This window comes from Mycobacterium sp. C31M (assembly GCF_053345865.1).
The window spans coordinates 202900-218617 of the sequence record NZ_JBKFAX010000001.1 but is presented as its reverse complement, the minus strand read 5'-3'; the positions used below and the strand labels follow the sequence as shown (position 1 = coordinate 218617).

16 protein-coding genes and 1 pseudogene are annotated in these 15718 nt (G+C 67.1%); 9 read left to right on the top strand and 8 right to left on the bottom strand.

Features of this window, described 5'->3' with window-relative positions; all coding sequences use genetic code 11:
* The first annotated feature begins 118 nt into the window (after positions 1 to 118).
* From folP to ACLBYA_RS00990, 5 genes are all read left to right on the top strand, one after another.
* Positions 119 to 943, top strand: a complete 825-nt coding sequence (gene folP / locus ACLBYA_RS01010; RefSeq protein WP_447707767.1) for a dihydropteroate synthase — start codon at positions 119 to 121, stop codon at positions 941 to 943.
* A gap of 56 nt (positions 944 to 999) precedes the next feature.
* On the top strand, positions 1000 to 1911 hold the full coding sequence (locus ACLBYA_RS01005) for a glucosyl-3-phosphoglycerate synthase (protein ID WP_447707766.1): 912 nt from the start codon (positions 1000 to 1002) through the stop codon (positions 1909 to 1911).
* Positions 1912 to 1978: 67 nt separating this feature from the next.
* On the top strand, positions 1979 to 2335 hold the full coding sequence (locus ACLBYA_RS01000) for a DivIVA domain-containing protein (RefSeq protein ID WP_447707487.1): 357 nt from the start codon (positions 1979 to 1981) through the stop codon (positions 2333 to 2335).
* Complete coding sequence (locus ACLBYA_RS00995) at positions 2332 to 2913, top strand: DNA-3-methyladenine glycosylase I (protein ID WP_447707486.1); 582 nt, start codon at positions 2332 to 2334, stop codon at positions 2911 to 2913. The genes ACLBYA_RS01000 and ACLBYA_RS00995 overlap by 4 nt, the downstream gene beginning before the upstream one ends.
* Before the next feature lie 165 nt (positions 2914 to 3078).
* Positions 3079 to 3246, top strand: a complete 168-nt coding sequence (locus tag ACLBYA_RS00990; protein WP_003406247.1) for a DUF3117 domain-containing protein — start codon at positions 3079 to 3081, stop codon at positions 3244 to 3246.
* Positions 3247 to 3281: 35 nt separating this feature from the next.
* Here ACLBYA_RS00990 and glgA read toward each other — a convergent pair whose 3' ends face one another.
* On the bottom strand, positions 3282 to 4445 hold the full coding sequence (gene glgA / locus ACLBYA_RS00985) for a glycogen synthase (RefSeq protein ID WP_447707765.1): 1164 nt from the start codon (positions 4443 to 4445) through the stop codon (positions 3282 to 3284).
* Positions 4446 to 4587: 142 nt separating this feature from the next.
* Between glgA and glgC the strand changes: the two genes are divergently transcribed.
* The gene (gene glgC, locus ACLBYA_RS00980; RefSeq protein WP_447707485.1) at positions 4588 to 5802 is read left to right on the top strand and encodes a glucose-1-phosphate adenylyltransferase; all 1215 of its coding nucleotides are present in this window, start codon (positions 4588 to 4590) and stop codon (positions 5800 to 5802) included.
* Positions 5793 to 6977, top strand: a complete 1185-nt coding sequence (locus ACLBYA_RS00975) for a diguanylate cyclase domain-containing protein (RefSeq protein ID WP_447707484.1) — start codon at positions 5793 to 5795, stop codon at positions 6975 to 6977. Before glgC ends, ACLBYA_RS00975 begins: the two co-directional genes overlap by 10 nt.
* On the opposite strand, the gene ACLBYA_RS00970 is transcribed toward ACLBYA_RS00975, so the two are convergent.
* Complete coding sequence (locus ACLBYA_RS00970; protein ID WP_447707483.1) at positions 6950 to 7549, bottom strand: DUF4126 domain-containing protein; 600 nt, start codon at positions 7547 to 7549, stop codon at positions 6950 to 6952. The genes ACLBYA_RS00975 and ACLBYA_RS00970 overlap by 28 nt on opposite strands.
* A gap of 65 nt (positions 7550 to 7614) precedes the next feature.
* Here ACLBYA_RS00970 and ACLBYA_RS00965 point away from each other — a divergent pair, with 65 nt between their 5' ends.
* Positions 7615 to 8436: an alpha/beta fold hydrolase gene (locus ACLBYA_RS00965; RefSeq protein WP_447707482.1), complete on the top strand. Its 822-nt coding sequence runs from the start codon at positions 7615 to 7617 to the stop codon at positions 8434 to 8436.
* Here ACLBYA_RS00965 and ACLBYA_RS00960 read toward each other — a convergent pair.
* Positions 8379 to 9266: a MerR family transcriptional regulator gene (locus ACLBYA_RS00960; protein ID WP_447707481.1), complete on the bottom strand. Its 888-nt coding sequence runs from the start codon at positions 9264 to 9266 to the stop codon at positions 8379 to 8381. The genes ACLBYA_RS00965 and ACLBYA_RS00960 overlap by 58 nt on opposite strands.
* 96 nt (positions 9267 to 9362) lie before the next feature.
* Here ACLBYA_RS00960 and ACLBYA_RS00955 point away from each other — a divergent pair, with 96 nt between their 5' ends.
* Positions 9363 to 10892 (top strand): GMC family oxidoreductase, encoded by a 1530-nt coding sequence (locus ACLBYA_RS00955; RefSeq protein ID WP_447707480.1) that lies wholly within the window; start codon positions 9363 to 9365, stop codon positions 10890 to 10892.
* On the opposite strand, the gene ACLBYA_RS00950 is transcribed toward ACLBYA_RS00955, so the two are convergent.
* The 5 genes and pseudogenes from ACLBYA_RS00950 to ACLBYA_RS00930 all read right to left on the bottom strand — a co-directional run bounded on the left by ACLBYA_RS00950 (position 10880) and on the right by ACLBYA_RS00930 (position 15688).
* Entirely contained in the window at positions 10880 to 11542 is a 663-nt protein-coding gene (locus tag ACLBYA_RS00950; RefSeq protein ID WP_447707479.1) for a methyltransferase family protein, read from the bottom strand. The genes ACLBYA_RS00955 and ACLBYA_RS00950 overlap by 13 nt on opposite strands.
* Entirely contained in the window at positions 11539 to 13155 is a 1617-nt protein-coding gene (locus ACLBYA_RS00945) for an ABC transporter permease (RefSeq protein WP_447707478.1), read from the bottom strand. Before ACLBYA_RS00945 ends, ACLBYA_RS00950 begins: the two co-directional genes overlap by 4 nt.
* Positions 13155 to 14045, bottom strand: coding sequence for an ATP-binding cassette domain-containing protein (locus ACLBYA_RS00940; RefSeq protein ID WP_447707477.1), 891 nt, complete (start codon positions 14043 to 14045; stop codon positions 13155 to 13157). Before ACLBYA_RS00940 ends, ACLBYA_RS00945 begins: the two co-directional genes overlap by 1 nt.
* Positions 14042 to 14704, bottom strand: coding sequence for a TetR family transcriptional regulator (locus ACLBYA_RS00935; RefSeq protein WP_447707476.1), 663 nt, complete (start codon positions 14702 to 14704; stop codon positions 14042 to 14044). The genes ACLBYA_RS00940 and ACLBYA_RS00935 overlap by 4 nt, the downstream gene beginning before the upstream one ends.
* A 103-nt stretch (positions 14705 to 14807) precedes the next feature.
* Positions 14808 to 15688 (bottom strand): annotated as a pseudogene (locus tag ACLBYA_RS00930) (hypothetical protein).
* Between the last annotated feature and the right edge of the window lie 30 nt (positions 15689 to 15718).

Here is a 15718-nt window from a genome sequence, read left to right as displayed (position 1 = left end):
TTTCGTCGCGGGGGATGCCCGGCGGGGCGGGGGATAGCCTGGGTGTGTGCAATCGACACCGCAGGGCCAGGCGCGAACATTCTGCGGGCGCCCGGTCTCCGGGGATCGCGCGCTGATCATGGCGATCGTCAACCGCACCCCTGATTCCTTTTATGACCGGGGCGCGACCTTCACCGATGAGGCCGCCAAGGATGCCACCCACCGCAAGATCGCCGAAGGGGCCGATGTCATCGACATCGGCGGGGTCAAAGCGGGGCCGGGTCAAACCGTCGACGCCGACGAGGAGATCGCCCGGGTGGTGCCGTTCATCGAATGGCTGCGCGGCGCCTACCCGGATCAGTTGATCAGCGTCGACACCTGGCGGGCAGGCGTGGCCAAGCAGGCCTGCGCAGCCGGGGCGGACCTGATCAACGACACCTGGGCCGGCGCCGATCCCGGACTGCCGGAGGTCGCCGCGGAGTTCAACGCGGGGCTGGTGTGCTCACATACCGGCGGAGCGGTGCCGCGCACCCGGCCGTTCCGGGTCAACTACGGGATCACCGAGCGCGGTGTCGTCGACGACGTCATCGCGGAGGTCACCGCCGCGGCCGAGCAGGCCCTGGCAAAGGGTGTCGCGCGGGACCGGATAGTGATCGATCCCACCCATGATTTCGGTAAGAACACTCATCACGGTCTTAGTTTGTTGCGCCATGTAAAAGATCTTGTAAACACGGGATGGCCCGTCCTGATGGCCCTGAGCAACAAGGATTTTGTCGGGGAGACTCTGGGTGTGGGACTGACCGAACGCCTCGAAGGCACCCTGGCGGCGACGGCACTGGCCGCCGCCGACGGAGCTGCCATGTTTCGGGTGCACGAAGTCGGTCCCACTCGACGCGTACTGGAAATGGTCGCGTCGATCCAGGGATCGCGTCCGCCGACGCGCACGGTGAGGGGACTGGCATGACTCTGATATCCGAGCTGACAGCAGAACTGACCGATATCGACGACACTGACGCAGTGGTGGGACACCCGTGGCTGACAGACCACAGCTTCGGCCGTCCATCGTGGACGATCGAGGAACTGGTCGCGGCCAAGAAGGGACGCACCATCTCGGTGGTCCTGCCGGCGCTGAACGAGGAGGAGACCGTCGGGTCGGTGGTGGAGACCATCACTCCGCTGCTCGGTGGCCTGGTCGACGAGCTGATCGTGCTCGACTCCGGTTCCACCGACGACACCGAGATCCGCGCGGTCGCCGCCGGTGCCCGGGTGGTCAGCCGGGAAGCAGCCCTGCCGGAGGTGCCCCCGCGCCCCGGTAAGGGTGAGGTGCTGTGGCGGTCGCTGGCGGCCACCACCGGTGACCTCGTGGTCTTCGTCGACTCCGATCTGATCGACCCCGACCCGATGTTCGTCCCGAAACTGCTCGGGCCACTGTTGACCGTCGATGGTGTGCATCTGGTGAAGGGCTTCTACCGGCGCCCGCTCAAGGTCAGCGGCAGCGAGGATGCCAACGGTGGCGGCCGCGTCACCGAACTGGTGGCACGCCCGCTGCTGGCGGCGCTGCGACCGGAGCTGACCTGCCTGCTGCAGCCGCTGGGCGGCGAGTACGCGGGCACCCGCGAACTGCTGACCTCGGTGCCGTTCGCGCCGGCCTACGGTGTGGAGATCGGCCTGTTGGTCGACACCTACAACCGTTATGGCCTGGACGGTATCGCTCAGGTCAACCTGGGCGTACGCACCCACCGGAACCGTCCGCTGACCGAATTGGCCAGCATGAGCCGGCAGGTGATCGCCACGCTGCTGAATCGCTGCGGTATCGAGGACTCCGGTGTCGGGTTGACCCAGTTCTTCGCCGACGGCGAGGACTACACGCCGCGGACGTCCACGGTGTCCTTGGCCGATCGTCCGCCGATGAACACGCTGCGGCCGTTCTGATTCCCCGGTCGCTGCGCACCACCCGCCGCAAGCCGACTTGTCGGACCGGTAGGGCAGTATCGGTGACGTGACGCTGATACTCACGTACCTGGTGGTGTTGGTCCTCGTCGGCGGTGTGTTGTTTGCCCTGGGCAGTGTGCTGTTCGGCCGCGGTGAGGTGCTGCCGCCGCTGCCGCATGACACCACGGCGACGGTGTTGCCGGCCTCCGGGGTGACCGGTGCCGATGTCGACGCGGTCAAGTTCACCCAGACCCTGCGGGGGTACAAGACCAGCGAGGTCGACTGGGTACTGGACCGTCTCGGGGCCGAACTCGATTCGGTGCGTGGGCAGTTGACCGCGTTGCGAGCCGCCCACGGTATCGATGATCCGGACGTCGTTGCCGGTGAACACGAGGCGGCGCACGCCCGCGCCGACGAATCGTGACCGAGTCCGACGGTGACGGACGCACCCGGTGCGGTTGGGTACCAACCGATTCCAAGCCGAACTCGGCGCTCTACCGGGAGTATCACGACACCGAATGGGGTGTTCCGCTGCGCGGTGCCCGTGCGCTCTATGAGCGAGTCAGCCTGGAGGCCTTCCAGAGCGGGCTGTCCTGGTTGACGATTCTGCGCAAGCGCGACGGGTTCCGCCGTGCCTTCGCGGGATTCGACACCGAGGCGGTTGCCCGCTTCACCGAAGCCGATATTGCCCGCCTGATGGACGATGCCGAGATCGTGCGCAACCGCGCCAAGATCGAGGCCACCATCAACAACGCCCGCGTGATCGAGGAACTTGACGTCGACCTGTCCGATTTGCTGTGGTCCTTTGCTCCGGCGGCACGGGAACGTCCCGCGACGCTGAAGGATGTCCCTGCGGTGACGCCGGAATCGAAGGCCATGGCCAAGGAATTGAAGCGCCGCGGATTCCGGTTCGTCGGACCGACGACGGCGTATGCGTTGATGCAGGCAACCGGCATGGTCGACGATCACATCGTGTCGTGTTGGGTGCCGCGGGTGGGCTGAGCGGCACCGATCCGGTCACGGTCGGTGCGTTTCGCCGGGTCTTTTCACACTGCGGTCCAGCTATAGGGAAGAATAGGGTTAGTTCAGTAGCAATTCTGTGCCGGCACACGCCGGTCTTGATCGGGTTCGCATCACGCGGGCCGGCTCACGCGGGAGGAGCACACGATGGCGGCGATGAAGCCCCGGACCGGCGACGGTCCATTGGAAGCGACCAAGGAGGGGCGCGGCATCGTGATGCGGGTACCACTGGAAGGTGGTGGGCGGCTCGTCGTGGAACTCACGCCGGATGAGGCCGCCGCGCTGGGCGACGAACTCAAGGGCGTCACCAGCTAGGTCTCATACGTGCTGGCCAGGCTGACCCTTTCGGGTCAGCGTGACACCAACTCGTAGATGCGCAGCGTCTGCTCGGCGATCTGCGCCCAGGAGAACTCCTCGATACACCGCTGTCGTCCCGCCGCGCCGAAAGTGCGTGCGCGTTCCGGGTCGGCGACCAACGCATTGACGGCGTCGGCCATCCGATGCTCGAAACCCGTGGCGTCCGCGGCGTCGTAGTGCACCAGCAGTCCGGTGCTGCCGTCGGCAACCACCTCGGGGATGCCGCCGACGTCGGAGGCGACCACGGCGGTGCCGCAGGCCATCGCCTCCAGGTTCACGATTCCGAGCGGTTCGTATACCGACGGGCAGATGAAAACGGCTGATGCCGAGAGTATTTCGCGGATCTTCTCGACGGGCAGCATCTCGCGCACCCAGAACACGCCGGTGCGCGCCATGCCGAGTTCCTGCACCGCGGCACTGACTTCCTCGGCGATCTCGGGTGTGTCGGGTGCCCCGGCACACAGCACCAGCTGGATCTCGGGACCGAACCGGTGCGCGGCGGCCACCAGGTGGGCCACCCCCTTCTGCCGGGTGATCCGGCCGACGAACGCCACGATGGGCCGGGTCGGATCCACGCCCAACTCGGCCAGCACCGAGGCGCCGGGATCCGGTGCCGCGGGGTACCAGACCGCGGTGTCGATCCCGTTGCGCACCACATGTACCCGGGCCGGATCCAGCGCCGGGTAGGTGGCCAGCACGTCGCCGCGCATCCCGGAGCTCACCGCGATCACCGCGTCGGCGGCCTCCACCGCGGTTTTCTCCACCCACGACGACACCCGGTAGCCGCCCCCGAGTTGCTCGGCCTTCCATGGCCGCATCGGTTCCAGCGAGTGTGCGGTGAGCACGTGCGGGATGCCGTGCAACAGCGCGGCCAGATGGCCGGCCATCCCGGTGTACCAGGTGTGCGAATGCGCCACCGTCGCCCCGGCCGCGGCGTTGGCCATCACCAGATCCGCCGACAGCGTGGACAGCGCGGCGTTGGCATCCTTGAGCGCCGGATCGGGTTGCGCCACGATCGCGGTGTCGCGTGGCGCACCCATGCAATGCACATCGACCTCGCACAGGTGACGTAACTGCGAGACGAGCTCGGTCACGTGTACGCCTGCTCCGCCGTAGACCTCCGGCGGATACTCCCGGGACATCATCGCCACCCGCATGGTGTGCACCGTATCGGGCGTGGGTGTCGAGCGCACCCCTGTGCGCCGAGTGGACATGCGTCGAGCCCAATTACCTTGACATGCAGCACTTCGATCGGGCGATTGGCTAGCCGCGCTGCGGTCTGCCCGATAGGTTGGGACCATGAGGGAAGCGCCACACGTGCTGGGCATCGTCCTGGCTGGAGGGGAGGGTAAGCGCCTTTACCCACTGACGGCAGACCGCGCGAAGCCGGCGGTGCCGTTCGGCGGTTCCTACCGGCTCATCGATTTTGTGTTGTCCAATCTGGTCAACGCGCGGTTCCTCAGGATCTGTGTTCTCACGCAATATAAATCGCATTCGCTGGACCGGCACATTTCGCAGAACTGGCGGCTGTCCGGGCTGGCCGGTGAGTACATCACCCCGGTCCCAGCCCAGCAGCGGCTCGGTCCGCGCTGGTACACCGGCTCGGCCGACGCCATCTACCAGTCGATGAACCTGATCTATGACGAGGATCCCGACTACATCGTCATCTTCGGTGCCGACCACGTGTACCGGATGGATCCCGAGCAGATGCTGCAACACCACATCGAGAGCGGCGCAGGCGCCACCGTCGCCGGTATCCGGGTTCCGCGCTCGGAAGCCTCGGCGTTCGGGTGCATCGACGCCGACGACTCCGGCCGCATCCGCAGCTTCATCGAGAAGCCGGCCGACCCGCCCGGTACGCCCGACGATCCCGAGCAGACCTTCGCATCGATGGGCAACTACATCTTCACCACCAAGGTGCTCATCGACGCCATTCGCGCCGATGCTGACGAGGACACCTCCGATCACGATATGGGCGGTGACATCATTCCGCGCTTGGTGGCCGACGGGATGGCCGGTGTTTACGACTTCGACGACAACGAGGTGCCCGGAGCCACCGAACGCGATCACGGTTACTGGCGCGATGTCGGGACCCTGGACGCGTTCTACGACGCACACATGGACCTGGTGTCGGTGCACCCGGTGTTCAATCTCTACAACAAGCGCTGGCCCATCCGCGGCGGCTCGGAGAACCTGGCACCGGCCAAGTTCGTCAACGGCGGCTCGGCCCAGGAATCGGTCGTCGGCGCGGGCAGCATCATCTCCGCGGCCTCGGTACGCAATTCGGTGCTGTCGTCCAACGTGAGCATCGATGACGGCGCCATCGTAGAGGGCAGCGTGCTGATGCCCGGGGTGCGGATCGGCCGCGGCGCCGTGGTGCGCCGCGCCATCCTGGACAAGAACGTCGTCGTCGGACCCGGTGAGATGGTCGGCGTCGACCTGGACAAGGACCGTGAGCGGTTCTCCATCAGCTCCGGTGGTGTCGTCGCCGTCGGCAAGGGTGTGTGGATCTGACGGCAAGCACGTCGGCGTTCTTCGAGGCGCTGTGCCGCACGGCATGTGCAGTGACCGGCTGTCGGGATGCGCTGGTCTGCTTCCATGACGGCCCGGTGCCGCCCACCGAGGTGCTGGTCGTCGAGGACGCGGTGCGCAGTGGACATCCGATCGGCGCGGCGTTCGCCGGCGCCCGGTTCGTCGCCGGGGTGCCCATCCCGGGCGGGGCGTTGTGGCTGACCGACCCGCACGCGCGCGACGACGGCGCCCGACTGCGTGCCCAGCTTGCCGATTTCGGACTACTGGCATCGATATTCCTGGCGCAGCAGACCGAAGCGACGCTGTACCGGACGGTGCTGGAGAACTCTGCTGACACCCTGATCCGGGGCACGCTCGACGGTATCCGCCGGTATGTGTCACCCTCCATCAAAACCCTGCTCGGCTACCACCCCGACGAGCTGGTCGGCAAACGCGCCAGCGAGATCACCCACCCGGAGGACGTGGCCGAGTTCGCGCTGAAAATGCGCGCCATGGGCGACGGCCGGGTCGACACATTCACCACCGAGCACCGCATGCGGCACCGCAACGGCGAGTGGGTCTGGCTCGAGGCGTTCGTCCGGGTCACCTATCACCCCGTGACCGGCGAGCGGGACGGCTACGTGGTGTCGGTGCGCGATACCTCGCGACGCAAGGAACTGGAAAGTCGACTGGAGCACAACGCGACTCACGATGTGCTGACCGGCCTGCCGAACCGGGCGCTGCTCTATGAGCGGTTGCAGCAGCAACTCGACGGGACGGCGGAGGTGGCTGTGCTGTGCGTCGACCTCGACGGTTTCAAGAAGGTCAACGACGAACTCGGTCACAGTGTCGGCGACGCCGTGCTCAGCGCGGTGGCCGCACGGCTGCTGTCCTGTGTGCCGGCCACCGATACGGTTGCGCGTCGCAGCGGCGACGAGTTCGTGGTCATCCACACCGAACCCGCGACGGCGGCCGTGCTGGCGCGCCGCCTTGTCGACACCGCCTCGGTGCCTTTGACCATCGGGGCGTGGACCGGCATGGTCGGTCTCAGCATCGGGATCGCCGTCGGCGGGCCGCACACCACCGCCGAGGAGTTGTTGCGGGCCGCCGACAGCGCGATGTACGAGGCGAAGGCGGCCGGACGCAACGGCTACCGAATCGCCGGGCCGCCGGCCTGACGGGCCTTGCGGCGCCGGCGGATCAACGTCACCGCCGCCCACGCCAGGACGACGACGGCCACCAGCACGAACACCGGTAGCAGGATGGCGACGAACACCAAGCCGATGCTCGTGACGTCCTCGACGGTGCTCAGCACCGGTGCGGCAACCCCGGCGGTGGCGACGTTGGCTGCGGGCCGCACAGTCGATTTCGTCAACGACACAACCAGCGCGATCACGATGCCGATGACCACCGGGACCCACTGCCCCGACTGGGCGAAGGCACCCGGATCGGTCACGGTGGCCGTCTGCGCGGCGGTCCCGGAACCGAATACGATGCCGCCTGCCGTCGGCCGGACGAACGTCTGCACCATGTCGTTGACACTGTCCAGGGCGGGCACCTTGTCGGCGATGATCTCGATGACCAGCAGGATGGCGACGATGCCCATCACCCAGCCGTTCTCCAGCCACGCCCAACCCGCAGGCAATGACACGAGGTCGGTGTAGCGCGACAACACGCCCAGCGCCAGTAGCGGAATGTAGGCGTTCAATCCCGCTGCGGTCGCCAACCCGAATCCGGTGAGCAGTTCCACGTTGCCAGTATGGCCCCACGGCACGGGCTTGACCCTCTCCTTGGGAGAGACCCCAACCTGTGACCATGAAACGCATCTCAACGCTGTCCGCTGTCGCCGCCTGCGCTGCCATCGCCACCGTCGTCGCGGGCTGCGCCGGCACCGAAACGCCGGCAGCGGCGCAACCCCCGACCGACCTACCCACCGTCGTACTGGTGCATGGTGCCTTCGCCGACTCGTCGAGCTGGAACGGCGTCATCGAGGAACTCGAAGACGACGGCTATCCGGTGATCGCGGTGGCAAATCCGTTGCGCGGCCTGCACAGTGACGCCGAGTACGTCCGCAGTGTGCTCGCTGATGTGCCGGGTCCCGTCGTACTCGCCGGCCATTCGTACGGGGGATCGGTGATGAGTCAGGCCGCCGCGGGCCAACCGAATGTGAAGGCCCTGGTGTACATCGCCAGTTTCCTCCTGGAGCCGGGTGAGACCACGTCGCAACTGGCGGGTAAGTTCCCCGGCGCGCAACTGGGCCCGGCGCTGAACTCGGTACCGCTGCCGACGTCTGGCGGTGGCAAGGGTTCTGATCTCTACATCCAGCAGCCGGAGTTCCATCGAGTGTTCGCCGCTGATGTGGCGCCGGAGACCGCCGCGTTGATGGCGGCCACCCAGCGCCCCATCACCGAGGCCGCACTGAACGAGCCGGCCACCGCCGCGGCCTGGAAGACCATCCCGTCATGGAACATGGTCACCACGCAGGACCTGGCGATCCCGGCCGAGTCCATGCGGTTCATGGGCGAGCGGGCGAAATCGCGGACGGTCGAGGTCGAGGCCTCGCACGCCGTCACGGTGTCTCAGCCCGGGGCGGTCGCCGATCTGATCGCCGAGTCGGCGCTGGCCACGGTCGGATGACTTACGCCGTCGTGTTCCGGGCCGGGCGCCAGCGGGAAGACCGGCCAGCCGATCTCGGTCCGCCAGGCAGCCGAGTCGGTGGTGTCCTGGGGCCCGCACAGGTAGATCTCGTGAACCGGTCCGGCAACGGCCAGCGCATGGCTGACCACCCAGGACCCCAGCTGTCCATAGGTGACATCGAGGTCATCGTGCGCACCGCGGTGTACCGCCACGGCCAGATCGGTGGCGGGCAGTTCCAGCACCGTAACCCGCCCGGCCGGCCGGGGGTCACGCACCGGTCGGTAGACGGTCATCATCCCGGCGCCGTCGGCGAACAGCTCGTTCGCGTAGAGCCCGCCGGGCGGTCCGGTGCGCTGCTCCGGCGGGCAGGCCGCGTCGAGTTCGGCCATCGCCTCGGCATACCAGCGCAGCGAATCATCAAGACACGCTTGGTCACTGATCGCGACGACCGTCCGGGCCGGCACCGACCGTAGCTCGATCTCGATTTCGGCCGGGTCTGGGCGCAGCAGTCGGCGCAGGGACACCACGGCGGCCTGGGTCCGGTTCAACTCGGCCTCCAGGCGTTGCAGGTGACCGGAGATCACTTCGGCGCGCTGCTGCGGATCGTCGGTGGCCAGAATCGATTCGACCTCGGCGAGCGGCAGGTCGAGTTGACGGAGTTTGTGGATGACCTGGGCGGTCGGGATCTGGGCGGCGGTGTAGTACCGGTATCCGGTGAACTGGTCGACCGTCGCCGGGACCAACAGTCCGGCCTCGTGATACCGACGCAGCGTGCGCACGCTCAGGTGCGTCAACGTGGCGAATTCTCCGATGCTCAGCTTGGCGTGCATCGACGTTCCTCCTGACCGTCCCGCTGGACGAAATCAATGTACCCCGCGCGGTGCGCTTGCCGGGCCGTGCGATCAGACAACGAAAGTGATTGACAGATGGTGAACTTCCCGGCCTTCGACTACATCGTGATCGGCGCCGGTTCGGCCGGCAGCGTGATCGCGGCCCGGCTCTCCGAAGACCCGGCCACGACGGTGCTGCTGCTGGAGTCGGGTCCGGCCGACACCCGGCCCGAGATCGCTGCGCCGCCCGCATGGCCCGCCTTGTGGGGGACCGAGGTCGACTACGCGTATGACACGGTGCCCCAGGCCGGCACCGCCGGGTATACCCACAACTGGCCGCGCGGGCACACCCTGGGCGGCAGCAGCAGTATCAACGCGATGGTCTACCTGCGCGGGCATCGGGGAGACTTCGACGGATGGGCCAAATCCGGTTGTGTGGGTTGGGATTACGAATCGGTGCTGCCTTACTTCCGGCGTATCGAGACGGTGCCGGCCGGTGACCCGCGCTACCGCGGGACCGGTGGGCCGATGACACCCGCGCCGGCGTCACCGGTGGACGCCAACCCGTTGTCTCAGGTGTTCCTCGACGCCGCGGTCGTCGCCGGCTTCGGTCTGACCGCCGACTTCAACGCCAGCACGGCCGAGGGCGCGGGCTGGCACGATCTGTCGATCGCCGGTGGATGGCGGCAAAGCACCGCGGCCGCCTACCTGCATCCGGTACTGCATCGGCGGAACCTCGCCGTGCTGACCGGATCACGGGTACACCGACTGCGCCTCGCGGGAACACGGTGCGTGGGAGTGGATTTTGTCGATTCGGGTCATCCCAAGGCGGTGTGGGCCAACAAGGAGGTCATTGTCAGTGCGGGGGCGGTGGACTCGCCACGACTGCTGTTGCTCTCCGGTGTCGGTGCGGCCGCCGACCTCGAGGCCGTGGGTGTCGACGTTGTGCACGACCTGCCGGGGGTGGGACGCAATCTGCACGATCACCCACTGTGCGGGGTCGTCTACGAAGCGTCCCGGCCGATTCCGCCGGGACGCACCAATCATGCCGAGACGTCGCTGCTGTGGCGTAGTGCCCCCGACCTCGATGGTCCCGACATGCAGCTGATGTTCATCCACGTGCCGTTTCACCCACCGCACCTGACTGCGCCGGCGAACAGTTTCACCCTCGCCGTGGCGACGGTGCCGCAGGCCCGCGGGTCGATCCGGTTGGCGGGACCCGATCCGCGGACACCGCCGCTGATCGACCCGAACTACCTCGGCATGGAATCCGATATCCGGCGGATGTGCCACGGTATCGAGGTGGCCCGCGATATCGCTTCGCGTGCGCCGTTCGATGACTGGCGTCTGCGCGAGGTGCTACCGGGACCCGATGTCACCGACCGGGCGTCGCTGCGGGAGTACGTGGCCCGCGGTACCGGCACCTACTTCCACCCGGTCGGTAGTTGCGCGATGGGCATCGGACCGGATGCCGTCGTCGACCCGTCCCTGCGCGTACACGGCCTGACCGGGCTGCGGGTTGCCGACGCGTCGATCATGCCGAAGATCCCGCCGGTCAACACCAATGCGGCCGCGATCATGATCGGCGAGAAGGCGGCCGAGGAGATCCGGGGTCACCACAGGTAGGGGCACAACCGGAACCGCACCCGCTGCATGTACTCGCGATAGCCGGGGAGGTCCTCGGCCAGCATGGTCTCCTCATCGCGGATGCGCGCCGCGATCACCGGGGCCGACGCCAACACACCGAGCAGTCCCCACAGCGAGTCCAGGCACAGCGGAGTGCCGACCATCATGATGGCCGCCCCGGCATACATCGGGTGGCGCACGAGGGCGTAGAGCCCGGTGGACACCACCGGCTGGCCGGCCTCGACCTGGATCGTCGCCGCCGCATAGTTGTTCTGCACCACCACCAGTTGGGCGATGCTCAGCCCGACGGTGACCAGGACGGCACCGACGACGACGAGCCAGGCCGGGACCGACGACCAGCCGAAGCGGTGGTCGAGCGCCGACAACACGAATGTCGCCACCACCAGGGTCAGGGTGAGTGTCATGATGATGCGTTGCGCGGGACGGGTTTCCGCGGTGGGCCCCGCCCTCATCCGCCGGGCCAGCGCCTCCGGGTAGCGAACGGCCAGATAGATACTCGGCACGATGGTCGTGGCGAGGAAGACGGCCAGGAACAGCCATGCCTGCCAGTAGGCGAAGGTGCCGGCAGGCCAGAACAACACGGCGGCGAAGAACAGCAGTCCGAACAGCGTCTGCACAGCGAGTTTCATGTCGCATCCCTGTTCCGGTAGATCCAGGCCGCCACTGCGGACAGGGCTGCGGCGATGACCGACATCGTCACCCACGCGGTCCACGGGACGTCGGTGGGCACTGTCGTCTGTCCGACCGGAGACAGATCCAACAGCCATTGCGGAAGTCGCAGCAGCGCACCCAGATACAGCGAAAGGACCACGAATGCCACTGCCACCCAGCCGATCCAGGGGCGGCGCACGGCAACCGCCAGCGCCGCCACCGCGGCAAGTACCGCCATCGCGGGCAGGAAGGCCAGGGCGGCCAGGGTCAGGCGCCCGATCAGCATCGGCTCGCCGACGGTGACGCCTGCGCCCAAGCCGTTGCCCAGGCCCGCACAGAACAACAGGACCGCCGCTCCGGTGAGCGCCGCGGCCACCGCGGTCAGCAGCCAGCGCCAGCGCGAAACCGCCCCGGCGAGCACCGGTTCGGCCAGCCCATTGCGCTCATCGGCGAATGCTCGCAAGACTGCGGACACCACGAATGCGCCGGCCGCGGCGGCCAGGAACTGCGTCATGGTGGTGTAAGCGCCGTCGGTGCCTGCGGTGGCCAACATGCGGGCCAGTAGCTCATTGTCCCCGGCCGCATCGAGCAGCGCGTTGGTCATCGAGCCGAAGGTCAGGCCGGCCAGGAACAGCCCGATGCTCCAGCCGATGACCTGTCCGCGCTGCAGGGTCAGGTGCAATACGAAGACATTCGGGATGGCCCGGGCCTGTGGGCGTTCACCTGCCGATCCGATGATGCCGGCGTCGTACTGTCGCTGTGATTCTGCGACGACGGCCAGCACGGCAAGTGCGGCCGCCAGGATGATCAGCAGCATCAGCGGCCACCACCGCAGGTCGACGAAGGCGCGCATCTGCTGGGCCCACGCGATGGGGGAGAACCAGCTCAAGACGCTGCCCGAATGGTCGATCACATCGCCGACACCACGTACCAGAGCGGCCGCGCCGAGTGCACCCATTGCGGCCCCGGTGGCGGCCCGCGACTGGCGCCACAGCTGGGCGGTCACCGCGGCCAGTGCGCCGAACACCATGGCCGCGGCGGTGATCCCGACGCTGAAGGCTGCGCTGTCGAGCAAGCCGAAACCGTTGGCGGTCAGCGCTGTTGACATCGTGATGGCGAGCACCGCGTTGACGCCGGTCATGAGCGTCAAGGCTGCGGCGGTGCGGGCGTACCGGCCGACCGCGGAGGCCTGGGCCAATTCGGCCGCGCCGCTTTCCTCTTCGGCACGGGTGTGCCGGATCACGGTCAGGATGGCCAGGATCGAGCCGGCGATGATCATGGTGAGCATCAGCTCATTGGCGATCATGACGCCCAGGCCCGTCTCGTTGCGGCCGAACATGGGACCGCTCAACATGATTCCGGCCGGGGTCTGCATCAGTTCGATGCGGGCCTGACGTTGTTCGGTGGCCGGGTAGGCGAGTTGCAGAGCGCCGGGGGTGTAAGCCAGCAGCGCGGTCAACGCCACGATCCAGATGGTGAGCCGGATGCGGTCGCGGCGCAGGGCCAGGCGCAGCAGGGTGGCGGTGCCGATCAGCGGCGACTGCGCGGTGGTGGTGCGGTGGCGGCTGGTGTGCTCGACGGTGGTGGACATCAGCTCGCCGTTCGATACTCACGCAGGAAAAGATCTTCCAAAGACGCCGGTGCCACGGCCAGTTCGGTGATGTGCAGCCTGCTGAGGTGGTCCATCCCGGTATCGAGATCAGCGCGGTCGACCGAGAAGCTGACCTGGCCGTCCTGCTCGGCGAAATCGTGGACGAAGGGCAGGGCGCGCAGGCCGGAGGCATCGCCCCGGGTCCGGGCCGTCACCGTGGTGCGCATCAGGTGCCGTAGTTGGGCCAGCGTGCCCGACCGGACGATCCGCCCGGCCCGCACGATGGTGACGGTGTCGCAAAGCTTTTCGACCTCGGCGAGGATGTGGCTGGACAACAGGACGGCGGCACCGCGTTCGGAGACCTCGGCGACACACTGCTGGAAGTTGTGCTCCATCAGTGGATCCAGACCGGAGGTCGGCTCGTCGAGGATGTAAAGCTCGGCATCGGTGCTGAAGGCGGCGACGATGGCGACCTTCTGCCGGTTGCCCTTGGAGTAGGTGCGGGCGACCTTGTGCGGGTCGAGTTCGAAGCGGTCGATCAGTTCGTCGCGGCGCCGGGTGTCGACGGTGCCGCCGCGCAGTCGGGCCAGGAAGTCGATGACCTGCGCGCCGGTCAGGTTCGGCCACAACGTCACATCGCCTGGTACGTAGGCGATCCGGCGGTGCAGGGCGACGGCGTCGCGCCACGGGTCGCCGCCGAGCAGTCGGACGGTGCCGCCGTCGGCGCGCAGCAGGCCGAGCAGTACCCGGATGGTCGTCGACTTACCGGCGCCGTTGGGGCCGAGGAATCCGGTCACATCGCCGGGTGCGACGGTGAGATCGAGGCCGTCCAGTGCGGCGGTCCGGCCGAATCGTTTTACCAGGCCGCGTATTTCGACTGCATCTGTCATGGTTGCTCTCCTTCGTGCGGGGCGGTGAACGGGACGCCCCGTTCACGTTGGGCCAGGAAGGCGTCGTACATCGTGGAGTCGGTCAGCAGGCCATGGCTGTAGACCTCCAGCGCCGGCAGCACCATGTCCTCGGCATAATCGCGCAGCACCGCGCGCAGGTCGGTCGGGTTGTCGTGCAGTTGCAGGTACAGCAGGAATGCGCCGCCGCCGGTGACGCCGAGGTACTTGGCCCGTGCCCTGGGGTCGCGGCTGGGTTTGACGGTGCCGGCCTGCACGCCCTCTTCGAGATAAATCTCGGTGTTATCGACCATGTGCTGCCAGAAGGTTTTTGCCAGGTCGCTGCCGGACTGCATGCTGCGGACCAGGTAGGCCATCATCGGCGCGTATTCCTCGATCTCGGCCATCTGGCTCAACCAGGAGGTGGGGTCCGAGGATTGGATGGTTTCGGATTTGGCATTGCGGATCTGCTCGGCGATGTGGTCGTCGCAGACCTGGCGCAGGCCGTCCTTGGAGCCGAAGTGGTGGATGACCAGACCGGGGCTGACGCCGGCGGCGGTCGCGATGGCGCGAACCCCGATGGTGAACCCGTGCTCGCCGAACTGTGCGATGGCCGCGTCGCGGATGCGGGCGGTGCTCGTCAGATCGTCGGCTGAACGCATGTTCAATACGCTAAATGTGCGTTCAGTCGAGTGTCAACGGTTTTTCTCGCGAGCAGACAAAAACTTGCAAGAAATCGGCCATATCCTGCAAGTTTGTGTCTGTTCACCCAGCCCGGCGGGGCGAATCGAGGTGGTGAAAGACGCGGGCTACGAGTTCATCTGGGTAGTGCCGCACGTCGTCGATCACCAGCGGCATAGACGTCCAGCAGGCTTCCTGCAGGCGTGCGACCTTCATCCGGTCATGCCGCAGCGCCTCGGGGGTGGTATGCCATTCCATGCTCTCGTATTCGGCCACGAATCGTGCTGAGGGCCAGGCGAAGTCAACCCGCCACAGCTTTCCGTGCAGGTCGACGATCTCGTGCTGCAACTCCGGTGCAGGTAGGCCGCCATCGTGGAAGACGAGTCGTGCCTCGCTTTCCATCGGCGATTCAGGTCGTGGGTCGGACAGGCCAACCAAGTCGCGAACGGTGACGATGCCGCGCCTGCCCCGTTGTTCATCGACGGCCGCTGCCAGGTCTGCCGGGGTGCAGTGCCCGGAGTGCAGCGCGGCATCGAGAACTCCGAGAACACGCCGACGTCGTACCGATCGGCAATCTCGACGGCGGTCCACGCCGGAGCGGTAGACAGACGGTCGCCGACGACCTTCAGCGGTGCACCAACCCTTTGATGAACCATGAGGCCGTCGCCTGGCCTGACCCGTCGACCAGGGTCGAGGACGTGCAGTCTGCCGTCGTGGTCCGTGTCGAACCCATACAACTCCGCGGCGGTGTGCAGGCAGGCGACGATGCGGGTGCCCACCGACAGGTCGAGTGCCCGCAGTCGCAACGTCGTCGTCAGAGGCGTAGCGGAGTACACGCCGTGCGCGGCGCGGTGGATGGCGCCGGCTCGAACGCCGTTGGCGATCCCGCGATGGGACGTCGCTTCCAGTAATTGCCGGGTCGTCGCCAGACCCCCGTCGGCGGCGAAGACGTCATCGATGGACATGGAGGAATGGTCAGCGGATGGCGCCTCTCA